Genomic DNA, 21714 nt, shown 5'->3' on the forward strand with positions numbered 1-21714 from the left:
ACGGCTGTTTGCTCAAGGCCGAAGTGTTTTCTACCCCCTCTGGAGAAGAGCGCCAGACGCCGAGGCACGAATACCAGACTTGTTCACCTCCTCAGGAGGACTATGCCGATGACACGCCGGAAAATGGGGAGACCCTAGTAAGATGTGTCTATTGACGTTTTGTTAGCAGGCTGGCCCTTGTGCCCAGTTTTTTCGTCGAGCTTAAGTAGTGGACGATGATGAGCAGCAGCGTACTACAGCGTCTCCACGTCAAACGCTACGATTTGCCGTTGAGCGCTGGAAAACTCTACGCCTACTAAGTGAATAGGCTTGCCGCTAGCACGGTACTTGTCGGCATAGCCCTTGGTTTTGATCTGCTCAATCGCTTTGCCTTTAGGCAGTTGTTCAACCACCTTGAACTCAAACAGGTAAACATGCCCGTTAAAGTCTATGCTCATATCCACTTTGCCGTGGTGGCTGGCGTCTTCCACCGTCACATTCACACCCAGCGCGGCGAAGTGGCTGTAAAACACGCTGGCATAATGGCCTTCGTATTGGGCAATGGGGTTGTTGCGGTACCAGTCGTGTGGCAAGCCGGCATAAAGCGCTTTGAGGTGGGTTTCCAGGCCTTGGAGGTTGTGCGCTTGCAAGTTACGGAACAGCGTAAGCCGCTCCCGAGGGGGGGCTTGCACACCCAGCACAGGTAAAAGCGCTTGGTTAAGGCTGGCTTCCACCTCAAGGTTGGGGTAGCCCAAGGTGTAGAGCCAATAACCGGTCATCGGCTCCTCGACAGCATGCGCGGTCAGGTAGCCCGTTTGGAACAAGAGCGCTTCGGTGGCGATATGGTCGACATCAAAGCGGCCTAACAATTCGGCTTCTGTTTGCAGTTGGCTCAAGGCAGGAGTGAACACACCGCGTTTTTTTAGCAGTTCGACTAAAAACGTAGGGGTAGCGCTTTCAAACCAGTAAGGGGTGAATTTCCGCTCTTCTAACAAGAGCAATACATCAAACGGGTTATAAACGCTGGGCACGTCTTGCCCGCCCCAGCGATAGCCGTTGTACCAGCGGCGAATCTCGTCACGCTCAAGCCCAGGCAGTTCAGGCGCAAACACCGTATCCACATCGTGGTCGGTATAGCCACAGATAGCGGCATAGTCAGATGAGAGTGTGATGTCGCGCAGATTGTTCAGCCCTGAAAACAGGCTGACTTTGCTGAACTTGGAAACGCCGGTCAGTAGTACAAAGTGCAGGTGGGGGTCGGCATCTTTCAGCACGCTATAGAGGTTTTTCAGACCTTCGCGCAGTTCGCGCGCCTTATCGCTATCGAGAATATTATCAAGGATGGGTTTATCGTACTCGTCGATCAGCACTACTACGCGTTGATCGTGAACACGATGCGCTTGCTCAATCAAGCTAGCAAAGTCGTCCGCAATACGCTTAGGAGGCGTCGACGTAATCTGCAGACGTGCACGCTGCTGCTGTAACTGATATCGAATGTTCGCATCTAGGTCCTCTCTGTCAGCCGCCACTCCATTGCCAAAGCTTAAACGCACCACCGGGTATCGCTGCTGCCAGTCCCACTTGTCGTGAATATATAACCCGTCAAATAGCGCTTCGCGGCCCTCAAATAGGCAGCCCAGAGTATCTAGCAGCAGGCTTTTGCCAAAGCGGCGCGGGCGGGAGAGAAAGTAGTATTTGTTTTGGTTCGCCAGCTTTTCAATGAACGGCGTTTTGTCGACGTAGTAATAGCCGCCTTCTCGGATATCCGAAAAAGTTTGAATGCCTATAGGCAGCTTACGACGATGAGCAGCTGGCATGCTGGCCTCCAATGCTGAACCGATGAAACACAGGACAGTTTAGCACGGTGGCGATAAGGGCAGGTGGCGCGTATGGAGCTGTGTTTTTTTGCATAGGTACTGCTGGCGTTCTACGCGTAGCCGAATCAATTAAAGGAGTCCGTAGTGCGCGGTGACCAGAGGTCAAATTTGGTAGAAAACAGGACACAGAAAAGTCACGCTGTGTGCCATCGTTTTGACAATGAAGGGCACAGAATGGCGTTAATGGGTGTGACGGAGAAGATTTGAAATGCATTGGATTTTTAATTAACTTGTTGTTTTAAATATTGTTTATTGGTTTTTTGACGGTGGGGAAGGGCGATGCTTGTGCGGCTTAAACCGGCCTCCGAAGCCGAAGGTCGTAGGTTCAATTCCTGCCGGGCGCGCCAGATATATCAAGGGCTTACGTTAACGCGTAGGCCCTTTTGTTTTGGTCAGTCAGCAGCTATAACCACGCTAGTAACCACAAACAGCAATCCAAAAGTGTTTTGAGTCGGCATTATTTTGTGTTGCGTTTTGTTGCCTTGGCTGTTGCGTTCCCCTTTTTTACGCTGGGGGAAGCACGGGAAGGCTAGCATTACGAAACTTTTGTAGTACCCGGCATTGAGGGATTTGTGAGTAGCTACGCTAGCCCGGCGGCGCATGCCTTCCAGGATCACGCCCTGTACTTGGCCAAATCCTGGACACAGGACCGCGAGCGTTGTCGGCGTGCGGGCATCCCTGATGACGTCGAATTTGCCAGCAAACCCAAGCTATCTCGCCGGATGCTGGAGCGCGCGATGGATCAGGATATACCGGCCGCCTGGGTGACGGGGGGATAGCGTCTATGGTGGTAACCGCAGCCTGCGTCTGTGGCTGGAGGAGCGCTCACAACCCTTTGTTTTAGAAGTGACTTGTAACGAATCCTTGTGGTGGCAGAGCTTCCACTACACGCGATCGGACGAGATCGCAGCGGCATTGCCGGATGACGCATGGCAGACCCTATCCGTTGGCTCAGGCAGCAAGGGCGAACGCTGGTACGACTGGGCGTTGACGCCGCTGGGGCCATTATCTTCTGATCCGACGCAGCCTCTCGACACCGGATGAGTAGGCCTATTATGTGGTCCATGCGCCCAGGGACTGGGTATCAATAGAGACGCTGGTTCGAGTCGCAGGTCAGCGCTGGAAAATCGAGCAAGGTTTTCAGACGGCCAAAGGGGAATGCGGTCTGGATGAGTATGAGGTGAGGCGCTGGGCCAGTTGGCATCGCCACATTACTTTGTCGCTGCTCGCCCACGCCTTGCTGGTGGCGATACGGCAAGCGAGTCACCAGCAAAAAAACTCGTACCAACAGGATTGAGTGGACACTCTCCGAGCTCAGGCGACTAATCGGGAGATGTCTATGGCAAGGACAACAGGCCCTGTCCCATGTGCTTCATTGGTCGGACTGGCGACGAAAGCACCAGTACCGGGCTTGGCGATGCCACTGTCGGCAGCAGCAAGCCCGGATGGCAATGCATGAACGATCACGGCAGTAGTTACGACTGAAGTACTAGACCCTGCACTTTCAAATATAATGCTTTTTCACTTCGGCAGGATAGCGAATGACCATGGCCATTGGGCAAAATATCTTGAAGCACTACATTGCATCCTATGGCTGGTGAGTTCATTTGGGAGAATATTCATTCATGCTTAGCCAACGAGCTTTGGCATATCTCAATGAGGTAGTGCGCCGCGGCTCTCTTCGGCGTGCGGCGGCGCATATCAATGTGGATGCATCGGCCATTAGCCGCCAATTGAAGGCTCTGGAAGAGGAGCTGGGCGTTATGTTGTGCGAACGTCACGGCAGTGGCATGCGCGCGACAGAAGCAGGCAGGCTGTTAATTCAGCATTACCATGCACAGCGTCTTTCGGAAGAGGCGGTGCTTTCCCAGCTCATGGCGATTCAGGAAATGGTCCGTGGCGAGGTTCGAATTGCCGTAGGGGAAGGCTTTATTGCCGATTTAATCGCAGCTCCCTTGGGGGCATTCATGTCGCGCTTTGCCGGCATCAATGTAGAAATCCGTATGGCGGGCGTAAACGAGGCGATGACGTTGGTGAAGGAGATGGAAGTAGATCTCGCGTTGCTATATGCACCGCCGGTTGACCCTCACATTCATTGCCATGTGGAAACCCGTCAGCCGCTAGATCTCATTGTGCCACCAGGGCATGAGCTAAGTAGCTTGTCTCGCCCAGCGACTTTGAGCGATATCGAGCAGTGGCCGTTGGCGTTAATGGATAACCCTTTTGGGATGCGTCAGATGGTCAACATGGTGGCTCACCAGGAGCGCCGCTACTTGGATGCACGTTTGCACACTAACTCGGTGGCCGTACTGAAGAATTTTGTGCGCTCGGGCATTGGTATCACGTTTATGCCCGAGCTAACCGTCGCTGATGAGATCAGGCGTGGGGAGATTGTGGCGTTGCCCATGGCCTACCCAGTAATGAGCGGAGCCAGGGCACAGATTGTGAGTTTAGAAGGCCGCCAGCTCACGGTTGCCGCCACCACGTGCGTAGAGCATTTACGCACCGGTATGTGCTTTTTCTCTGCGGATGCGCCCCGGTTGTGTTAGCCGATTTGTCGCCGCCAGCGGTTTTCAATGGTGTCTAGTTCAGCAGGGCCATAGCAGGCTGCACTATGTCCGCCGTAGTGAGCCCAAAGCTGATCGCCAAAATCGAAGTGCCACCACTCGCTAGGTAGGTTGGTGAAGCCTTGTTGATGCATCGCATGGTAAAGCAAGCGGCGGTGGTCTCTTGCGCGTTGCTGGGCGGGCGTCAGCTTATTGAGTTGCTCAAAATGGTCAGTATGTGAGGCTGGGGTCGCTTCATCAAACAGCGTACCCATATCTAATGGTATACCGTCAGCATTGCATAGCGTGACATCCACTGCACCGCCCGTTAAATGGGGGCTGGGCGCGCCGGGGTCACGACTAGGCAGAGAAACAAACTCACGTGTACGGGTTAATAGCTCATCTTCGGTAGCGTTGGGGTGGCGGTGTTTAATCGCTTCATGCAGCGTATCGAACAAGTATTGCTGTACACGCCATGGCCGCCAGCCATCTAGTACCAGTAGTTTAATCCCTTCGGGTAAGCTTCTTGCCGCCGCTAGTAGGGCTAGATACACCCCTTCGCGTACAAAACATTCTGGGACTGCCCCTGGAATTCCTAGTCGTTGGTAGGCAGGAAACACCATGATGGGTGAAGGCGCTAGACTCATGGGCAGCAGGCGTTCATGACACTCTTTAATGGCGATGCGGCTAACGGTTGACCACTCAGGCGAGGGCAAACTAGGAATAGGCGCTAAGGCTGAAGTGGCTGAGGTTGTGGAGGCAGTGGGCATCATCATTATCCAAGAATTCGGGGCAGTACGAGCGTTAGAGACGGGAAGAAAATCAGTAGCAGCAATACCGCGATGGCGGTGAGTACAAAGGGCCAGATGGTCTTAAAGAGCGAGACTATTTCGATACGGCTCACCGCTGCCGCTACAAAGACGCAGGCACCCATAGGCGGTGTAATGAGTGCGATGGTGATATTGAGCGTAATAATCACCCCAAGGTGAACGGGATCAATACCTGCCATCATGGCAACCGGGGCAAAAATTGGAGTAAGTAGCATAAGCGCCGAGACTTCTTCCATAAACATGCCGGTTACAAAGGTAATGGCGCTGAGCAGCAAGAGGATGAGGATCGGACTTTCGGTATAAGGGGCGAGCAGAGAAACAAACTGCTGTGGCACCTGTGCGTAGGAGAGTAGCCAGCTAATGGTGGCCGAGGCCGCCATAATTAGAAAAATGGCGGAAGTAAGGCGAGCGGTGTCTTTGATGGCTTGCCAGCATTGTGTGAACTTTAAGCCGCCTAGCACAACGCCGCACATGGCTACATAAAGAGCGGTAAGTGCGCCAGACTCGGTAGGTGTGACCACGCCCAGGACAATGCCTGCCACAATAATCACCGGGGCAATTAAGGCGGGCATTGCTACGATGGTAGCGATACCAAGGGCTTTCGCGCTGGGCAACTGGCCGCTTTTAGGCATGCGTTTTTTCCAGGCGTACCAGGCATTCATCCCCATAAATGCCACCCCTAACAACAGGCCGGGTATCACACCTGCGAGAAACAGATCGCCTACCGAGGTGTTGGTGAGCGAGGCGTACAAAATCATAAAAATGCTGGGGGGGATAATGGGGCCGATCAGTGAGCTACCGGCCGTGAGCCCCGCGGCAAAGGCGCGCGAATAACCCTCTTTTTCCATAGCGGGCACCAAGAGGGAGCCAAGGGCGGAGGTGTCAGCTACTGCGGAGCCATTTACCCCGGCAAAAAAGATGCTCGATACTACGTTCACATGGCCCATTCCGCCGCGCATGTGTCCCACGAGTAAGCGTGCGAGCCCCATGAGGCGCTCGGTTAGGCCACTCACATTCATCAAATTGCCCGCGAGAATAAACAGCGGAATCGCCATGAGCGAGAAGGCATTGATGCCGCCAAAAAATTGCTGCGGCATCATGCGTGGGATCATGGCCGGGTCGACAAACATAAAGCCGACCAGTGCGGTGGTTAATAAAGCGATAAATAGCGGTAGGCCGAAGAGTACATGAATAAGAAACACACCAAGCATTGTCATAATCATTGGGAGTGCTCCTCGGGATGAGTCTCTTCAACGCCTTGCTCGGTTAGCGTTGGCAATGGTGCTGGGCCATACCAGAACACGTGCCATGCCAGCAAGGTAAACCCTATGGGCATCGACATGACTGGTATTGTGCGACTAACCCCTAGGCCAGACGTCGTGAACATGCCTACTGACTGTGCATAGTGGTAGCTCACCCAGGTACCTCCTAAAGCGATACCAAGTGTGAGTAGCCATTGATACAGGTTGAGTAGGCGCGCAAGAGGTCTCGGGAGTAGGCGTTCTATCAATGCCACACGCATATGACTGCCCTCTATCCACACCGCTCCTGCGGCAATCATCACAGTGCCAATAATGAGAAAGCGTGAGAGTTCATCGGTCCATATCGGTGCGCCGCCCACGAAATAGCGCATTAAAACGCCATAAAGAATGACGCCCAAATTGGTAAGTAAAAGAGCGGCAGCCACCGTGAGGGAAAGCGGGCGAGTGATCGCCAGCATGCGAGTTTGAAGCGCGTGCATGAGAGTCTTATCCGCAAGGTGAGGAAGGTAATGACAGAGCCGGGCGTATCCGGCCCTGTCTAACGCAATGAATGATGAGCAGGCTTAGTCCAGCAGGTCACTCATACCTGCATCTTCCAGCGCCATATCAATCCAGCGTTGATCAATATTGCGCTCTTTTAGCCACTCTAAGTAGGCGGGTTGGCCAATATCTCTAAAGGCGGTTAGGTCTTCTTCAGAAGGGCGAATCACTTCCATACCTTGCTCTTCTAAGTAAGCAATACGCTCTTCCACCTGGGACTCGTTATGTTCTCGCGCTTGTTGGTTCGCTTCTGTTACCGCTTCCATAAAGGCGTTACGGGTTTCTTCCTCCCAGCTTTCCATCATTTGACTGTTGCCTACCAGGAATTGGTTAGAGTACTGGATGTTGGCCAGCGTCAAATAGTCCTGCACTTCATAGAGGCTGCCCAAAATGATGTACATGGGTGGGTTCATTTGGCCATCGGCAACCCCCGTGCGTAGGGCCATATATACTTCTGTCCACGGGATAGGCGTGCCAGAGGCACCGAAGGATTCGTAAAGCGCTACTTGGCTTGGATCCATCGCGCGGAAACGTAACCCTTTGAAATCATCTGGGTGTGAGATGGGTTTTTCATCATTGGTGAATGCGAGGAAGCCACCTTCTTCCACCACTGCCAGCATTTCAATACCGGCGCGCTCTTTGACAACGTTCTCTACTTCTTCCCAGTAGCTACCCTCATCAAAGAATGTACGAGCAGCTTCAAAGTCATCAAACAAGAACGGGATAGCGCTGACGAAGATTTCATCGGCAATAGGTGATACGCCCGCAAACGAGGCAATGTTCAACATGGGCGAGCTCATGGTTTGTTCCATGCGCTCTTGCTCTTCCCCAAGGGTGCTATTCGGGAATAAACGCAGCTGAATATCGCCATCGGTTTTTTCTTCGACCAGCGTTTTTAGGTTTTCTGCAAACACATGTACAGCGTTTTTGTCGGGATCGGGGGCACCGTTATAGCCTAGGTTGATGGTCGTCTGCGCCATGGCTTGGCTTGCCATTAACGCGCTACCGGTAAGGCATGCTGCAGCAAGTGTTTTCATTGAAACGAGAGGGAAGTTAAGTGTCATTATGATCTCCTGTGGCCTCTTAAACGCCAACCAAGGCGCTATTCATTGAGTTACTTTTTTTGTGATATGGCGCGATAGCCAACTGGCGTTGCATCACTCGGTTGTGTTTTGGTTGTTATTCTTCAGCTTCACTAGCAGCCTAGAGGTTGCTGTGTTGACTATGCAATACTGAATGTGTTGTTTTTATTGCAGCATCAGTGAAGCCTACTTCGTCATCAAAAGATGGTGCATCTAAAGCATTTCCAGCGCAGGTAAAAGAGCTTTCCTCAATGACCTTACTCGATAAACGTGCCTTCTACCTGTTAGAAGTCAGCAGTTGCGGCGGTATTCGCGCGGCGGCGGAGCATTTGCATACCAACCCGTCGGTGGTGAGCCGTCAGATCCGATCGTTGGAGCAGGCGCTGGGCATGGCGTTGCTGGAGCGTCAGGGGCGGCATGTCATGCTCACGGAGGCGGGGCAGTTGGTGGTGGATGGCTTTTTGGCCCAGCGGCGGCTGAACTCTGAGCTGGGCGATACGCTGTCGCGGCTTCGTAACTTGCAGGCCGGGAAGGTGGTGGTGTCGGTGGGCGATGGCTTTGTGGATAGCTTTATCAACCATGTGATGAAGCGGGTCTCTGAGCACTATCCGGACGTACTCATTGAGATCAAAACCGGCATTTACTATCCTCGCGAACCCCATGAGATGGTGGCCAGCGACGAGGTGGATATTGCCATTACCTATGGGCCGATCTCTGACCCACGTTTGGTGGTGCACTCGTTTGAGCGGGGGCCGCTGTGTGCGCTCGTGGCACCTTCCCATGCGTTGGCCAAACATGAGCGCGTGAGCGTGGCGGAACTGCTGCAGCATAAGCTAATTTTTCTGCCCGATGTGTCGGGCTCTCAGCAGTTTGTGAATGCGCTATTTGGCGCAGCGGGGCAGCCTGCCACACCGGCGTATCGCTGTAATTTGCACTCTGTCTCGCGGCGTATGGCGAGCGCGGGCATTGGGGTGTCGTTTATGACGGCGGCTGCTGCACGCAGCGAGATTGAGGCGGGGCTACTGAAAGCAATCCCGATTGATCACCCCATGGCGGCCAGCAGCCAGGGCAACTTGGTAAAGCGTGTCGGCAGAAGGCTCTCGCCCGCTGCCGACTATTTGTGGAAGTTGATGATGGCGATGCAGTAGCGCTAGTTCGCCATCATGTAAACACCCGGGCCAATGGGCCAACCCATCATCAGCCAGAACATCAGAAACGCCGACCACGCCAGCAAGAAGCCCATGGCAAGGGGCAGCATAGTGGCAATCAGCGTGCCCAGCCCCATGTCCGGTTTGTAGCGCTGCATGTACACCAGTGCTACCGAAAAGTAGGGGCTCATGGGCGAGATGATGTTGGTGCTGGAATCCCCAATACGGAACATCGCCAGCACGAAGGCAGGGTCGAAATCGATCATCATCAGCATGGGTACAAACACAGGAGCCATCAGCGCCCACTGAGCCGAGCCGCTAGTCATAAAGACGTTCAGCACCGCACTCATAGCGATAAACGCCCCGACGAGGGGAAGCCCGGTAAAGCCGGTGCTTTGCAGCACGTTCGAGCCTTCAATGGCGATAAACTGGCCAAGCTCCGACCAGCGGAAGTAGGCAATAAACTGCGAGATCGCGAAGAACAGCACTAGGGTCGGGGCGAGGTCGCTGGCTGATTCCGCCATGCGCTGGGGCACATCGCGGCTGCGGGTAATCTTGCCGGTGGTGATGCCGTACACCAACCCAATGGTGACGAAGTAGATAAACATCAGCGGCACGAGCGAGCGCAGAAACGGCGAAGGAATCAAACCGCCCTCTTCGTTGCGCAGCGGCGAGGCTTCGGGTAGCACCACCAGCAGCACCAGGGCAATGTAGGCCAGCGTTGCCAATCCAACGCGCTTGAGGCCGCGCTTTTCGGCCTCCGTCAGCGTCGGCGTGACCACCTCGGTTTTGAAATCTTTACCCATGGGGAGCGTACGCTGTAGCCGTGGCTCCACTACTTTGTCGACCAGCAGGGTGCCGACGGCTGCCAGTACAAACACTGAACAGGCCACAAAGTAGTAGTTATCTACGGGAGAGATGTAAGCGTCTGGGTCTACCAGCCGAGCAGCATCGGTCGTAATACCTGCAAACAGCGCATCGCCCACGGTGATGAACAGGCTAGCATCAAACCCAGCCCCGGCGGCTGCGTAAGCAGCGGCGGCCCCCGCCACGGGATGTCTGCCCACTGAGTAGTAGACCATCGCGGCCAGCGGGATCAGGATGAGGTAGTTGGCATCGGAAGCAATGCTGCCGCAAATACCCGCCATAAATACGCAGAACGTCAGCAGTGAAGGCGGTGCCTTGGCGACGCTCACCTGCATCAGCGTCGACATCAGGCCCACTTTATCGGCCAGCCCAATGCCGAACATCACCACCAAAATCAGCCCCAGCGGCGGGAAGTTGACGAAGTTACTGACCACGCTGGTCAGCATGAACTCGACGCCATCCGCAGAGAGCAGGCTGCGAACGGTCACTTCTGCCTCGGTTTGCGGGTTGACCGCCGAGACGCCTAGCGCGGCTAAAATAGCGGAAATAACCACCACCAGGGCGGCCAAAATAGTGAATAGGATAAACGGGTGCGGCAGCTTATTGCCTACCCGCTCGATGGAAGCGAGAACACCTTGCATGACAGTTTCCTTATAAGAAGCCTTGTTATTCAACGTTGTTATGCCACTTAACGTGGCGGCTAGCGCTGTTAGTCGCGCTTCAGTAGTGATGTGGCCAGCGCCACAAACATGCCGCCTGCGACGGGCAGAATGGCATCGTTAAAGTCGTAGCGTTCGTTATGCAGGTAGGCGCTGTCGCCGTTCCCCACAAAGAAGAAACACCCCGGTACTTCTTGCAGGTAAAACGCAAAATCCTCAGCGCCCATGGTGGGCATGTAGTCCAGCTGCTGAATATCGGCGCTGACGCCTTGTTCGGCGGCAATCGCCAACACACGCTCCGACCAAGCGGTATCGTTTACTAACGGAGGGATTTGGTGCTGATGCTCTAGCTGAAAACGAGCGCCGTGAGCGGAACACACCCCATTAACGACCTGTTCCAGCTTGCCGACCAATGCAGCGCGGGAGCTTTCCCGGTCGCTGCGGATGTTGACCAGCAGCTCTGCTTGGCCTGGAATCACGTTGGCGGCGCCGCCCGCATGAAAGGCCGCGACGGTAATCACGCCTGCTTCCAACGGTGATTTATGGCGGCCCACCAGCCCTTGCAGCTGCTGAACGAGAGACGCGCCCACATAGATCGGGTCGACCGCTAAATGCGGCATGGCCGCGTGGCCAGAGACGCCTTCAATGGTGATTTTGAAGGTGTCGTTACCGCCCATAGCGGGGCCGGGTTTGACGAACAGCTGCCCTTCGGGAAAGCCAGGGCGGTTGTGGTAGCCAAAAATCGCGTCTACCTGCGGGTTTTGGAGCACGCCCGCTTTGACCATCTTATCGGCCCCGTTTCCACCCTCTTCTCCTGGCTGAAACAGCAGTTTGATGTAGCCGCAGAGCTGATCGCGCTGGGCGATAATCGCTTCAGCGGCGAGCAGCAGCGTCGCTGTGTGTCCATCGTGGCCGCAGGCGTGCATCAGCCCTTCTCGTTGGGAGCGGTGCGCAAAGCTGTTGGCTTCTTTGATCGGCAGCGCATCCATATCGGCCCGAAAGGCAATCACAGGGCCTTTACGGCCGGTGTCCAGCTCGGCCAGTACGCCGGTAGTAGCAATGCCTTCGGTGACCTTATAGCCCAGTGACGTCAGCCGTTCGGCCACCCGTTTGGCCGTGTCAGTTTCCTCGAATTTGAGCTCTGGATGCTGGTGAAGCTGATGGCGCACGGCCACCGCGTCGTCAATTTGTGGCTGGGTGAAAAAGGGGGATGAATGCATGTCCTGTCCTTGCCGTTGTCTGTGTCGTTGTGGGCATCGGTAACGCTAAGCGACTTGGCGGGCAGGAACGAGTGCCAAAAGAGATGTGTTTGTTGCTTTCAAAGCAACGATGTGCGCAGGGGAGGCGCTGATGAATGTCGGAGATAGGAATTCGAACAAAACGTAGTATTGGGTGTGATTAAGGAACCGCTGATCAATTCGTCTCTAAGTGGCTGAAACGCTCATAATGGCGCTTTCACTGCATCAGCGGTCGCTTTCTGACCAGCGAAGGTGGTCTGTTTCCCTTGCCAGCTGGATTATCCGGCTGGCAGGGCAGATTCAAGACGCACTGGCCCTGTCAACGCGTCCTTCGCATCGTGCCGCCAGCACCAGATTGGCCAGCCCGAACAGGCTGAATAGCTGCGCCTGGTTCTTGGCCAGCCCCTTGTAGCTCACCTTCCGGTAGCCGAAGAGGTTCTTGAACACATGAAACGGATGCTGGCCTTCGCCTTCTCGATCTTGAGCAGCAGCGCTTTCATCGGGCTGTCGTCTATCTTCTTGATGGCGCCACGCTTGGCGGACACACAGCAGCGAGAGTCCGGAGCATCCTTCTCTTCCTCCAGATGCTTCCACATGCCGGTGTAGCCCGCGTCGCCGTATACCCGCTGGTCATCGTCCCGAACCAGGTGGCCCGCCATGGTGGCATCGGCGACGTTGGCCGAGGTGGCGTCGACGATGGTGCCCTCGCACATGAGCAGGCCCTGCTCAGCCAAGTGGGCGTTGATCTCCTCGAAGATCCGCTGGGTCTGCGCATGCTTCTCCAACAGATGAAGGAAGCGCAGCAGCGTGGTCGCGCCCGGTACGCTCTCGATGGCCAGATCGATACCCATGAAGTCGCGCATCGCCTGACTATCGTAGATCGCATCTTCGAGCGCCTCGTCGGTGAGCGCATACCACTGTTGCAGGAAGTAGATCCGCAGCATGCGCTCCAGGTCGATGGGTGAACGGCCACGCTTGCCCGCTGCGTTCAGGAAGTAGGACGGCGACAGCGCGTCGAGGAGCCGTTGCCAAGGCACCAGCACCTCCAACTGGGCCAGAAACCGCTCGCGGCGGGTTACCTTCTTCTTGTTCTGGTGCTCTGCCTGGGCGAAAGAGATCTGCTTCATCGGGTGGCTCGGTTAGCAAGTGATGGACAGCTAAGATTTTACCCTGCCGGTAGCGCTCTGGCAGCTTCAGGGGGATTTATGCAGCGTTTCCCTAATGCAAGGCATTTTCCCTAATCCATTATGGCCGCATCAAAGAAGCGATTCATGCGTGTCGGTGCATGTGGGTAAGCATCCCAGATGCTGGCTATGGCCAGCGGGAGCTGGCGACAGATGATCTGCTGAGTGTTTATGAAGCGGCTGGCGGTATTTCCATCGCCTGACTGACGAGGCCCGCCAGAGAGGTGCGCTATGAGCCCAAGACGAAAAGAGAAACACCCTATGAATGGCAGAGGCCCCAACTTCTGGCATGGGCTGCTGGATTTTTTTGCCCATCACTTTGGTGGCCATGCTTACGTTCACGATGGGCTTTATTCGTGGTGTTCACCGAGGGCGGTAGCCTGAAGAAATCACTACTCCATGGAAAAACGCTTCGTTGCCCCTCTCACTGAACCTGAACAACAGACGCTGACCTCCGCCTATCACCATGGCGAGAAGCGCGCTCTCCGTCGTCGGGCGCATGCCATTCTACTGAGTGACCAAGGCCATACGATTAACCAAATCAGTGAGATACTTTAGGTTCGCCGTGATGCCGTATCACGATGGTTCAAGCAATGGGAAGTGTCCGGTTTTGATGGTCTCATTCACTCAAGAGCCAACGTGACGAAACGGACTGGCGACGGAAACGGTCATAGAAGCGTTTGACCAGTTTGTGATCCAGAAGGATCCAGACACCTTCGCCGTTGTGGTGCTCGACAATGCCAGCATGCATCGCTCCATCGGTGGTTACGGAGCTGATCACGCGATTAATTTTGAATAGGCGTCTGGGACGCCGCCAGCACATACAAAAACTCCAGCCCCAGCGTCGCGGCGGCCAGCGAGGTAATGTCGCCGTGGTCGTAGGCGGGGTTCACTTCCACTAGATCCATTCCCACCAGTTCCATCCCCACCATGCCGCGCATTACTTTCAGCATCAGATCGGTGGACATACCGCCGCATACCGGCGTGCCGGTGCCCGGTGCAAAGGCGGGGTCCAGGCCGTCGATATCCAGCGTCACGTAGGCTGGGTGATGGCCCACCCGAGCACGAATCCGCTCCAGTACCGCCGCAGGGCCATGGTCGTTCACCCAATCGGCATCGAGCACTTCGTAAGGGTGGTTGTTGCGGTCATAGCTGGTACGAATGCCGATTTGCAGCGAGTGCTCCGGCACGACCAAGCCTTCTTGTAAGGCATGGTGGAAAATCGTACCGTGGTCAAAGCGCGTGCCTTGCTCATAGGTATCGGTGTGGGCATCAAAGTGAATCAGTGCTAGCGGGCCATGTTCACGGGCATGGGCGCGTAGCAGCGGCAGGCTGATGTAGTGGTCGCCGCCCAGCGTCAGCATCTTTTTGCCCGCTTTCAACCAGCGCATGGCGTGGGTTTCTAGGTTGTCTACTAGGCTTTCCGGTTCACCGTAGGCGTAATCCAGGTTACCGGCATCGCATACCCGCAGGCGATCTTCCAGAGCAAAATCCCACGGCCAGCGCTTGCCTTCCCAAATCAGGTTGGCGGTGCTTTGGCGAATGGCGTTAGGCCCCATGCGGGTGCCAGAACGGCCAGAGCACGCTAGATCAAACGGTACGCCGCTAACCACGACTTCAGCATCGGTGGCGTTGGGATCAGTCGCTTTGGGCACGCCCATAAACGTGGAGATAACGTCACCAAACAGGCTGGGCATGATCTGAGATGGGGGCACCTAACGTGTACTCCTATGGTGTGCAGTAGTAAGAAAAGGGTGGCAAGCGCGAGCGGTGCTGCTTGAAGAAGCGCGACGATAAGGAATTTTTCACGATGAATGAAATGAATGTTTAGAATGAAATCATTCATGATATAAATAGTGAGGCGATATGCGTTCGCTACGCCACTTTGACCTAAATTTGTTGCTGGTATTTGAAGTGCTGATGCGCGAGCGCCATGTGACCCGCGCCGCTGAGAAGCTCCATTTAAGCCAGCCCGCGCTCAGCCATGCCCTCAAGCGCCTGCGTGAAGCGTTGGGTGACCCGCTATTGGTACGCACCGAGCAGGGCCTGCAGCCAACGCCACGCGCCATGGCGCTGCTACCCGTGGTGCAGCAGGCGTTGGCATCATTGCAGGCAGGCTTAGCACCTCCCGCATCCTTTGAGCCAGCCACCAGCACCCGGCGTTTTACCCTGGCGACTACCGACTACTTTGAAGAGGTCATGTACCCGGCATTTCTTAGCCAGCTGTTGGGCTATGCGCCGGGCATCAGTTTTTCCATTGAGCTGATTACGCCGGAGGTGCTTAGTGAGGCGTTAGAGCAACGCCAAGTGGATATGGTGGTGGGGTTGGATAGCCAATCATCGCTACCCAGCGGCGTGTTGCAAACGCCCTGGATGCACGAAGAGCTGGTGTGTCTGGCGGCCCAGCACAATCCGCACATGGGGGAAGCGTTGGAACTCGAGGCATTTGCCCGCCAGCCCCATGTGGAGCTTGCCGATATCAGCGGCCTGCTGCCCAGCCGCATTGAGAGCTGCCTAGCCCAGCATGGGCTGAGCCGCCGGGTGATCTCGAAAAACCTCAACTACATCGCCGCCGCGCGGGTGGTGGCGCTCACCGGTGCCATTATTACCTTGCCCCGGCAAATGGCCGAGCGCTTTGTCGCGATGCTGCCTGTTCGCATGGTTGCCCCACCTGAAGAACTACCCGCCTTAACCATGACACTGATCCAGCATAGTCTCTACGCCAATGCCCCTGAAAACGTGTGGCTCTATAACGAGCTGACCGCGTTTGCAAAGAGCGCTATTAGTGAAGGAAACCGTCGGTTGTAAATAAACAACGCGATTGAATCAAAGGTTGAATGGTCACTGGCGGGCTCGGCATTAGATCCTAAACTGCTATCTGGCGCATTTTTTCGCGCAATAGTGAATAGGCAATAGTGAGTAGATAATAGTGAGTAGACAGCGCCCAAAGACGTTGGGGCAACCACCCGGCTGCAAGGGATTGGGCGCTGAACGCGGACAAACCAAGGGAGAAAGCGTGTGAAAATAGGCGCACCGAAAGAGATTGCTCGGGGAGAAGCGCGAGTCGCGTTGACCCCCGAGAGCGCAAAGCAACTTCAGAAGCTTGGCCATGAATGTCTCATCGAAACAGGTGCCGGCCTGGCCGCGGGTTTTAATGACGACACTTATCGCGACGCTGGCGTGACCGTGGCGGAGAGTGCCGACGCGCTTTGGCGCGACGCTGAGGTGGTCATTAAAGTCCGCGAGCCTTCTGATGAAGAGGCCGAGCGGCTGCGTGAAGGTCAAACGCTGATTGCCTTCTTCTGGCCCGCGCAAAACGAAGCGTTACTGGAGAAGTGCAAAGCCCAAGGCGCTACCGTGATCGCGATGGACATGGTGCCGCGTATTTCCAGAGCGCAGAAGATGGATGCGCTCTCCTCCATGGCGAACATTGCGGGCTACCGCGCAGTCATTGAGGCGGGCAATAACTTCGGCCGTTTCTTTACCGGCCAGGTGACCGCCGCAGGCAAAGTGCCGCCTGCCAAGGTATTGGTTATCGGGGCTGGGGTGGCAGGTTTAGCGGCGATAGGCACCGCGACCAGCTTAGGGGCGGTAGTGCGCGCCTTTGACGTGCGCCCTGAAGTTTCTGAGCAGATCGAATCCATGGGCGCTGAATTCCTGTTTCTCGATTTTGAGGATAGCCAGGACGGCTCCGAGAGCGGTGGCTACGCGGCCCCCTCAAGCCCTGAGTTCCGCGAAAAGCAGCTGGCGTGCTTCCGCGAGCAGGCGCCGGACGTGGATATCGTGATTACCACGGCACTGATTCCCGGCAAGCCCGCGCCCAAGCTCTGGCTGGAAGACATGGTCGCCGCCATGAAACCCGGTTCGGTGATCGTGGATTTGGCTGCCGAGAAGGGCGGTAACTGCGACCTGACCAAGCCCGACGAGCGGGTGGTAAGCGATAACGGCGTGGTGGTGATCGGCTATACCGATTTCCCCTCGCGCATGGCGACACAGGCTTCGTTGCTCTATGCCACCAATATCCGCCACATGCTCACCGACCTTACCCCGGAGAAAGACGGCGTTATCCATCACAACATGGATGACGACGTGATTCGTGGGGCCACGGTGACTCACCAAGGGGAGATCACCTTCCCACCGCCGCCGCCGAAGGTGAAAGCCATTGGCGCGGCCAAGCCGAAGAAAAAAGAGAAAGCGCCGACTCCAGAAGAGAAGAAAGCCGCTGAGCTTGCCACCTTCAAAGCGCAAACGAAGCGCCAAGTGACCATGTTGGCAGTGGGCGGCGCGCTGATGCTGCTACTGGGGTTAGTCGCTCCTGCCTCGTTTATGCAGCACTTTATTGTGTTTGTACTGGCCTGCTTTATCGGCTTCCAGGTGATTTGGAAAGTGAGCCACTCGCTGCATACACCGCTGATGGCGGTCACTAATGCCATTTCCGGCATCATTATTTTGGGGGCGATCCTGCAAATTGGCTCGGGCAGTGCGGTGGTTAGCGTGCTGGCGGCTATTTCGGTGTTAATCGCATCAATCAATATCGTGGGTGGCTTCCTGGTAACACGCCGGATGCTGGCCATGTTCCAAAAATCCTAAGCGGCGGAGAGACGATATGTTAGAGCAGGGATTCGTATCTGCCGCAGCGATTGCGGCAAGCGTGCTGTTTATTCTGTCGCTGGGCGGCTTGAGTAATCAGGAAAAGGCCAAGCGCGCCGTGTGGTACGGCATCGTGGGTATGGCGGTCGCGGTGTTTTTCACTGCGTTTGGCCCCGGTATCGGCGGCTACTGGTGGCTCATTCCGATGATGCTGATTGGCGCTGCCATTGGGGCCTACGTGGCCGGTAAGGTCGAAATGACCGAAATGCCCCAGCTGGTAGCGGCGCTGCACAGCTTTGTGGGCTTGGCAGCGGTTTTCGTTGCCTGGAGCGCAGACCTGGAGCGTCGCCGGGTGATGGCAGCACGTGCCGCTGAAGCATCGCTGGACCAGTTCTCTGCCTTTGCGGCACTGGTGGCCACCAAGGCCCCCGACGAGCTGATGTTCCTGCAAATCGAGGTGGTGCTGGGTATCTTCATTGGCGCGGTGACGTTCACCGGCTCGGTGATTGCCTTCGGTAAGCTGGCGGGCAAGGTGGACGGTAAGCCCAAGCAGCTGCCCGGCGGCCATATGTTGAATGCCGGTGCGGCGGCGCTGTCGCTGCTGTTGGCGATTATGTACCTCAACGGCGCAGGCTTCTGGACGCTGCTAGTGATTGCGGCGCTGGCGTTCTTTATCGGCTACCACCTGATCATGGGCATCGGCGGGGCGGATATGCCAGTGGTGGTCTCTATGCTGAACAGCTACTCCGGCTGGGCGGCGGCGGCGATTGGTTTCACGCTCTCCAACGACCTGCTGATTGTGACCGGTGCGCTGGTGGGTTCCTCTGGTGCAATTCTCTCTTACATTATGTGTAAGGCGATGAACCGTAACTTTGTCAGCGTGATTCTAGGCGGCTTTGGTGGCACTACTGGCCCCGCTGCCGAAATCGAAGGCGAACAGGTGTCGATTGACGCCAACGGCGTTGCCAATGCACTGAATGACGCCGACAGCATTATTATCGTGCCGGGTTACGGTATGGCGGTGGCCCAGGCGCAAACGGCGGTCAGCGATTTAGTCCGCAAGCTGCGCGCCGCTGGCAAAACCGTCCGCTTCGGCATTCACCCCGTGGCTGGGCGCTTGCCAGGCCATATGAACGTCCTGCTGGCGGAAGCCAAGGTGCCTTACGATATCGTGCTGGAGATGGATGAGGTTAACGACGATTTTGCCAGTACCGACGTGGTTATCGTTATCGGCTCCAACGATATCGTGAACCCCGCGGCCGAAGAGGACCCCAACAGCCCCATTGCGGGGATGCCGGTGCTCAAAGTATGGGAAGCGAAGCAGGTGTTCGTCAGCAAGCGTGGCCAGGGTACCGGCTACTCGGGTATTGAGAACCCGCTATTCTTCAAGGAGAACACGCGAATGTTCTACGGCGATGCTCGCGATAGCTTAAACGCCCTGCTACCGCTGGTGGAGTAATCAAGTAAAGCAGTAGACTGATAAGGAACGGGGCGCTCAGCGCCCCGTTTCACGTTTGATTGTTAATAGCTATCAGCTTGTTGGTTAAATGCAAATTGTGACTATTGAGTAGGTGCTTTAAAACTGTAAAACATGAATAACGCATCCGCTGACGATCTACACAGTAGCTTGCAGCAAAGATGCAGAGCATTTGTTCCCTTGGTATCACCAAGGCTAAGAGCAATAAGGGAGAGAGCTATGAGCGGTAAATGTCCTGTCATGCACGGTGGTAACACCTCGACCGGTACTTCCAACAAAGATTGGTGGCCGGAAGGGTTGAACCTGGATATTTTGCATCAGCAAGATCGCAAATCAGACCCGATGGATCCGGATTTCAACTACCGTGAAGAAGTACGCAAGCTCGATTTCGACGCGCTGAAGAAAGATGTCCACGCGTTGATGACCGATAGCCAAGAGTGGTGGCCCGCTGACTGGGGGCACTACGGCGGTTTGATGATCCGTATGGCTTGGCACTCCGCTGGCACCTACCGTATTGCTGATGGCCGTGGGGGCGGTGGTACCGGAAGCCAGCGTTTTGCACCGCTCAACTCCTGGCCGGACAACGTCAGCCTGGATAAAGCGCGCCGTCTGCTGTGGCCGATCAAGAAGAAGTACGGCAACAAAATCAGCTGGGCAGACCTGATGATTCTGGCTGGCACCGTGGCTTATGAGTCCATGGGCTTACCTGCTTACGGCTTCTCTTTCGGCCGCGTCGATATTTGGGAACCCGAAAAAGATATCTACTGGGGTGACGAAAAAGAGTGGCTGGCACCTTCTGACGAACGCTACGGCGACGTGAACAAGCCAGAGACCATGGAAAACCCGCTGGCGGCTGTCCAGATGGGGCTTATCTATGTGAACCCGGAAGGTGTTAACGGCCAGCCTGATCCGCTGAGAACCGCGCAGCAGGTACGTGAAACCTTCGCCCGTATGGCGATGAACGACGAAGAGACCGCAGCCCTCACTGCTGGCGGCCACACCGTCGGTAAATGCCATGGTAATGGCGATGCCTCTGCGTTGGGCGCTGAGCCAGAAGCCTCTGACGTTGAAAACCAGGGCTTAGGTTGGGGCAACCCCAACATGCAGGGCAAGGCGAGCAACGCCGTGACCTCGGGTATCGAAGGTGCGTGGACCACCAACCCCACGAAATTCGATATGGGCTATTTCGACCTGCTGTTCGGCTACGAGTGGGAACTGAGAAAGAGTCCTGCCGGTGCCCACCAGTGGGAACCGATTGACATCAAAGAGGAAGACAAGCCGGTTGACGCCAGCGACCCCTCTATTCGCCACAACCCGATCATGACCGATGCGGATATGGCGATGAAGGTAGATCCGACCTATCGCGCTATCTGCGAAAAATTCATGGCCGATCCGGAGTACTTCAAGAAGACTTTCGCGAAGGCGTGGTTCAAGCTGACGCACCGTGACCTGGGTCCGAAAGCACGCTACATCGGCCCGGAAGTACCGGCGGAAGACCTGATTTGGCAAGATCCGATCCCGGCAGGCAGCACCGACTACTGCGAAGAAGTGGTGAAGCAGAAAATCGCGCAAAGTGGCCTGAGCATCAGCGAGATGGTCTCCACCGCTTGGGACAGTGCCCGTACTTATCGCGGTTCCGATATGCGCGGCGGTGCTAACGGTGCCCGCATTCGCTTGGCCCCACAGAACGAGTGGCAGGGCAACGAGCCTGAGCGCCTGGCGAAAGTGCTGAGCGTTTACGAGCAGATTTCTGCTGACACCGGCGCTAGCGTCGCGGACGTGATCGTTCTGGCCGGTAGCGTAGGCATCGAGAAAGCCGCGAAAGCAGCAGGTTACGAGGTACGCGTACCCTTCCTGAAAGGCCGTGGCGATGCGACCGCCGAGATGACCGACGCAGACTCCTTCGCACCGCTGGAGCCGCTGGCCGATGGCTTCCGCAACTGGCAGAAGAAAGAGTATGTGGTGAAGCCGGAAGAGATGCTGCTGGATCGTGCGCAGCTGATGGGCTTAACCGGCCCGGAAATGACCGTGCTGCTGGGCGGTATGCGCGTACTGGGCACCAACTATGGTGGCACCAAACACGGCGTATTCACCGATCGTGAAGGCCAGTTGACCAACGACTTCTTTGTGAACCTGACCGATATGGGGAACAGCTGGAAGCCGGTAGGTAGCAACGCCTACGAAATCCGCGACCGCAAGACCGGTGCCGTGAAGTGGACCGCCTCGCGGGTGGATCTGGTATTTGGTTCCAACTCGCTGCTGCGCTCTTACGCAGAAGTGTACGCCCAGGACGATAACGGCGAGAAGTTCGTCAGAGACTTCGTCGCCGCCTGGACCAAAGTGATGAACGCCGACCGTTTCGACGTCGCGTCGTAAGTCAGCAACGGTTCGTCGTACTATCTAAGGCACCCCTAGCGGGTGCCTTTTTTGTATGC

At 55.9% G+C, this 21714-nt stretch carries 16 protein-coding genes and 2 pseudogenes; 9 read left to right on the top strand and 9 right to left on the bottom strand.

The window, feature by feature from the left end; genetic code table 11:
• Positions 1–233: 233 nt before the first annotated feature.
• Positions 234–1796 carry an ATP-binding protein gene (locus AC13CY_RS08605; RefSeq protein WP_483052453.1) on the bottom strand — a complete coding sequence of 521 codons (1563 nt, stop codon included), beginning with the start codon at positions 1794–1796 and terminating at the stop codon, positions 234–236.
• A gap of 620 nt (positions 1797–2416) precedes the next feature.
• Here AC13CY_RS08605 and AC13CY_RS08610 point away from each other — a divergent pair.
• From AC13CY_RS08610 to AC13CY_RS08620, 3 genes are all read left to right on the top strand, one after another.
• Positions 2417–2635, top strand: coding sequence for a transposase (locus tag AC13CY_RS08610; RefSeq protein ID WP_483052466.1), 219 nt, complete (start codon positions 2417–2419; stop codon positions 2633–2635).
• A gap of 278 nt (positions 2636–2913) precedes the next feature.
• Positions 2914–3153: a transposase gene (locus AC13CY_RS08615; RefSeq protein WP_353734472.1), complete on the top strand. Its 240-nt coding sequence runs from the start codon at positions 2914–2916 to the stop codon at positions 3151–3153.
• A gap of 328 nt (positions 3154–3481) precedes the next feature.
• The gene (locus AC13CY_RS08620) at positions 3482–4405 is read left to right on the top strand and encodes a LysR family transcriptional regulator (RefSeq protein ID WP_228219962.1); all 924 of its coding nucleotides are present in this window, start codon (positions 3482–3484) and stop codon (positions 4403–4405) included.
• On the opposite strand, the gene AC13CY_RS08625 is transcribed toward AC13CY_RS08620, so the two are convergent.
• The 4 genes from AC13CY_RS08625 to dctP all read right to left on the bottom strand — a co-directional run bounded on the left by AC13CY_RS08625 (position 4402) and on the right by dctP (position 8098).
• On the bottom strand, positions 4402–5172 hold the full coding sequence (locus AC13CY_RS08625; RefSeq protein ID WP_228219963.1) for a M15 family metallopeptidase: 771 nt from the start codon (positions 5170–5172) through the stop codon (positions 4402–4404). The genes AC13CY_RS08620 and AC13CY_RS08625 overlap by 4 nt on opposite strands.
• A 5-nt stretch (positions 5173–5177) precedes the next feature.
• A complete protein-coding gene (locus AC13CY_RS08630; RefSeq protein ID WP_228219964.1) occupies positions 5178–6455 on the bottom strand; it encodes a TRAP transporter large permease in 1278 nt (425 codons plus the stop codon).
• The gene (locus AC13CY_RS08635; protein ID WP_228219965.1) at positions 6452–6973 is read right to left on the bottom strand and encodes a TRAP transporter small permease; all 522 of its coding nucleotides are present in this window, start codon (positions 6971–6973) and stop codon (positions 6452–6454) included. Before AC13CY_RS08635 ends, AC13CY_RS08630 begins: the two co-directional genes overlap by 4 nt.
• An 84-nt stretch (positions 6974–7057) precedes the next feature.
• Positions 7058–8098, bottom strand: a complete 1041-nt coding sequence (dctP, locus tag AC13CY_RS08640; protein WP_228168979.1) for a TRAP transporter substrate-binding protein DctP — start codon at positions 8096–8098, stop codon at positions 7058–7060.
• A gap of 269 nt (positions 8099–8367) precedes the next feature.
• On the opposite strand from dctP, the gene AC13CY_RS08645 reads away from it, so the two are divergent.
• Positions 8368–9264, top strand: coding sequence for a LysR family transcriptional regulator (locus tag AC13CY_RS08645; RefSeq protein WP_228168978.1), 897 nt, complete (start codon positions 8368–8370; stop codon positions 9262–9264).
• A gap of 2 nt (positions 9265–9266) precedes the next feature.
• Here the strand turns inward: AC13CY_RS08645 and AC13CY_RS08650 are convergent, their stop codons facing one another.
• From AC13CY_RS08650 to AC13CY_RS08660, 3 genes and pseudogenes are all read right to left on the bottom strand, one after another.
• On the bottom strand, positions 9267–10772 hold the full coding sequence (locus tag AC13CY_RS08650; protein ID WP_483052454.1) for an AbgT family transporter: 1506 nt from the start codon (positions 10770–10772) through the stop codon (positions 9267–9269).
• A gap of 68 nt (positions 10773–10840) precedes the next feature.
• Positions 10841–12010: a M20 metallopeptidase family protein gene (locus AC13CY_RS08655; protein ID WP_228168968.1), complete on the bottom strand. Its 1170-nt coding sequence runs from the start codon at positions 12008–12010 to the stop codon at positions 10841–10843.
• 318 nt (positions 12011–12328) lie between these two features.
• Positions 12329–13155: pseudogene (locus AC13CY_RS08660) on the bottom strand (transposase).
• A 456-nt stretch (positions 13156–13611) separates the two neighbouring features.
• Between AC13CY_RS08660 and AC13CY_RS08665 the strand changes: the two are divergent.
• A pseudogene (locus tag AC13CY_RS08665) lies at positions 13612–13836 on the top strand (helix-turn-helix domain-containing protein); the annotation flags it as partial.
• A 161-nt stretch (positions 13837–13997) separates the two neighbouring features.
• Here AC13CY_RS08665 and speB read toward each other — a convergent pair.
• Positions 13998–14909 (bottom strand): agmatinase, encoded by a 912-nt coding sequence (speB, locus tag AC13CY_RS08670; RefSeq protein ID WP_483052467.1) that lies wholly within the window; start codon positions 14907–14909, stop codon positions 13998–14000.
• Positions 14910–15078: 169 nt separating this feature from the next.
• On the opposite strand from speB, the gene AC13CY_RS08675 reads away from it, so the two are divergent.
• The 4 genes from AC13CY_RS08675 (at position 15079) to katG (ending at position 21655) form a co-directional block, all read left to right on the top strand.
• Positions 15079–16020: a LysR family transcriptional regulator gene (locus tag AC13CY_RS08675; protein WP_483052455.1), complete on the top strand. Its 942-nt coding sequence runs from the start codon at positions 15079–15081 to the stop codon at positions 16018–16020.
• Positions 16021–16230: 210 nt separating this feature from the next.
• The gene (locus AC13CY_RS08680) at positions 16231–17802 is read left to right on the top strand and encodes a Re/Si-specific NAD(P)(+) transhydrogenase subunit alpha (protein WP_483052456.1); all 1572 of its coding nucleotides are present in this window, start codon (positions 16231–16233) and stop codon (positions 17800–17802) included.
• A gap of 16 nt (positions 17803–17818) precedes the next feature.
• Entirely contained in the window at positions 17819–19261 is a 1443-nt protein-coding gene (locus tag AC13CY_RS08685; protein WP_483052457.1) for an NAD(P)(+) transhydrogenase (Re/Si-specific) subunit beta, read from the top strand.
• A gap of 237 nt (positions 19262–19498) precedes the next feature.
• Entirely contained in the window at positions 19499–21655 is a 2157-nt protein-coding gene (gene katG / locus AC13CY_RS08690; RefSeq protein ID WP_483052458.1) for a catalase/peroxidase HPI, read from the top strand.
• The last annotated feature ends 59 nt before the right edge of the window (positions 21656–21714 follow it).

Source organism: Vreelandella sp. L-15 (genome assembly GCF_056857635.1).

Bases quoted from the DNA above. Each gene is read 5' to 3' on its own strand.
- AC13CY_RS08605 (WP_483052453.1), bottom strand. From the start codon at position 1,796: ATGCCAGCTGCTCATCGTCGTAAGCTGCCTATAGGCATTCAAACTTTT.
- AC13CY_RS08620 (WP_228219962.1), top strand. From the start codon at position 3,482: ATGCTTAGCCAACGAGCTTTGGCATATCTCAATGAGGTAGTGCGCCGC.
- AC13CY_RS08625 (WP_228219963.1), bottom strand. From the start codon at position 5,172: ATGCCCACTGCCTCCACAACCTCAGCCACTTCAGCCTTAGCGCCTATT.
- AC13CY_RS08630 (WP_228219964.1), bottom strand. From the start codon at position 6,455: ATGATTATGACAATGCTTGGTGTGTTTCTTATTCATGTACTCTTCGGC.
- AC13CY_RS08635 (WP_228219965.1), bottom strand. From the start codon at position 6,973: ATGCACGCGCTTCAAACTCGCATGCTGGCGATCACTCGCCCGCTTTCC.
- dctP (WP_228168979.1), bottom strand. From the start codon at position 8,098: ATGACACTTAACTTCCCTCTCGTTTCAATGAAAACACTTGCTGCAGCA.
- AC13CY_RS08645 (WP_228168978.1), top strand. From the start codon at position 8,368: ATGACCTTACTCGATAAACGTGCCTTCTACCTGTTAGAAGTCAGCAGT.
- AC13CY_RS08650 (WP_483052454.1), bottom strand. From the start codon at position 10,772: ATGCAAGGTGTTCTCGCTTCCATCGAGCGGGTAGGCAATAAGCTGCCG.
- AC13CY_RS08655 (WP_228168968.1), bottom strand. From the start codon at position 12,010: ATGCATTCATCCCCCTTTTTCACCCAGCCACAAATTGACGACGCGGTG.
- speB (WP_483052467.1), bottom strand. From the start codon at position 14,909: ATGCCCAGCCTGTTTGGTGACGTTATCTCCACGTTTATGGGCGTGCCC.
- AC13CY_RS08675 (WP_483052455.1), top strand. From the start codon at position 15,079: ATGCGTTCGCTACGCCACTTTGACCTAAATTTGTTGCTGGTATTTGAA.
- AC13CY_RS08685 (WP_483052457.1), top strand. From the start codon at position 17,819: ATGTTAGAGCAGGGATTCGTATCTGCCGCAGCGATTGCGGCAAGCGTG.
- katG (WP_483052458.1), top strand. From the start codon at position 19,499: ATGAGCGGTAAATGTCCTGTCATGCACGGTGGTAACACCTCGACCGGT.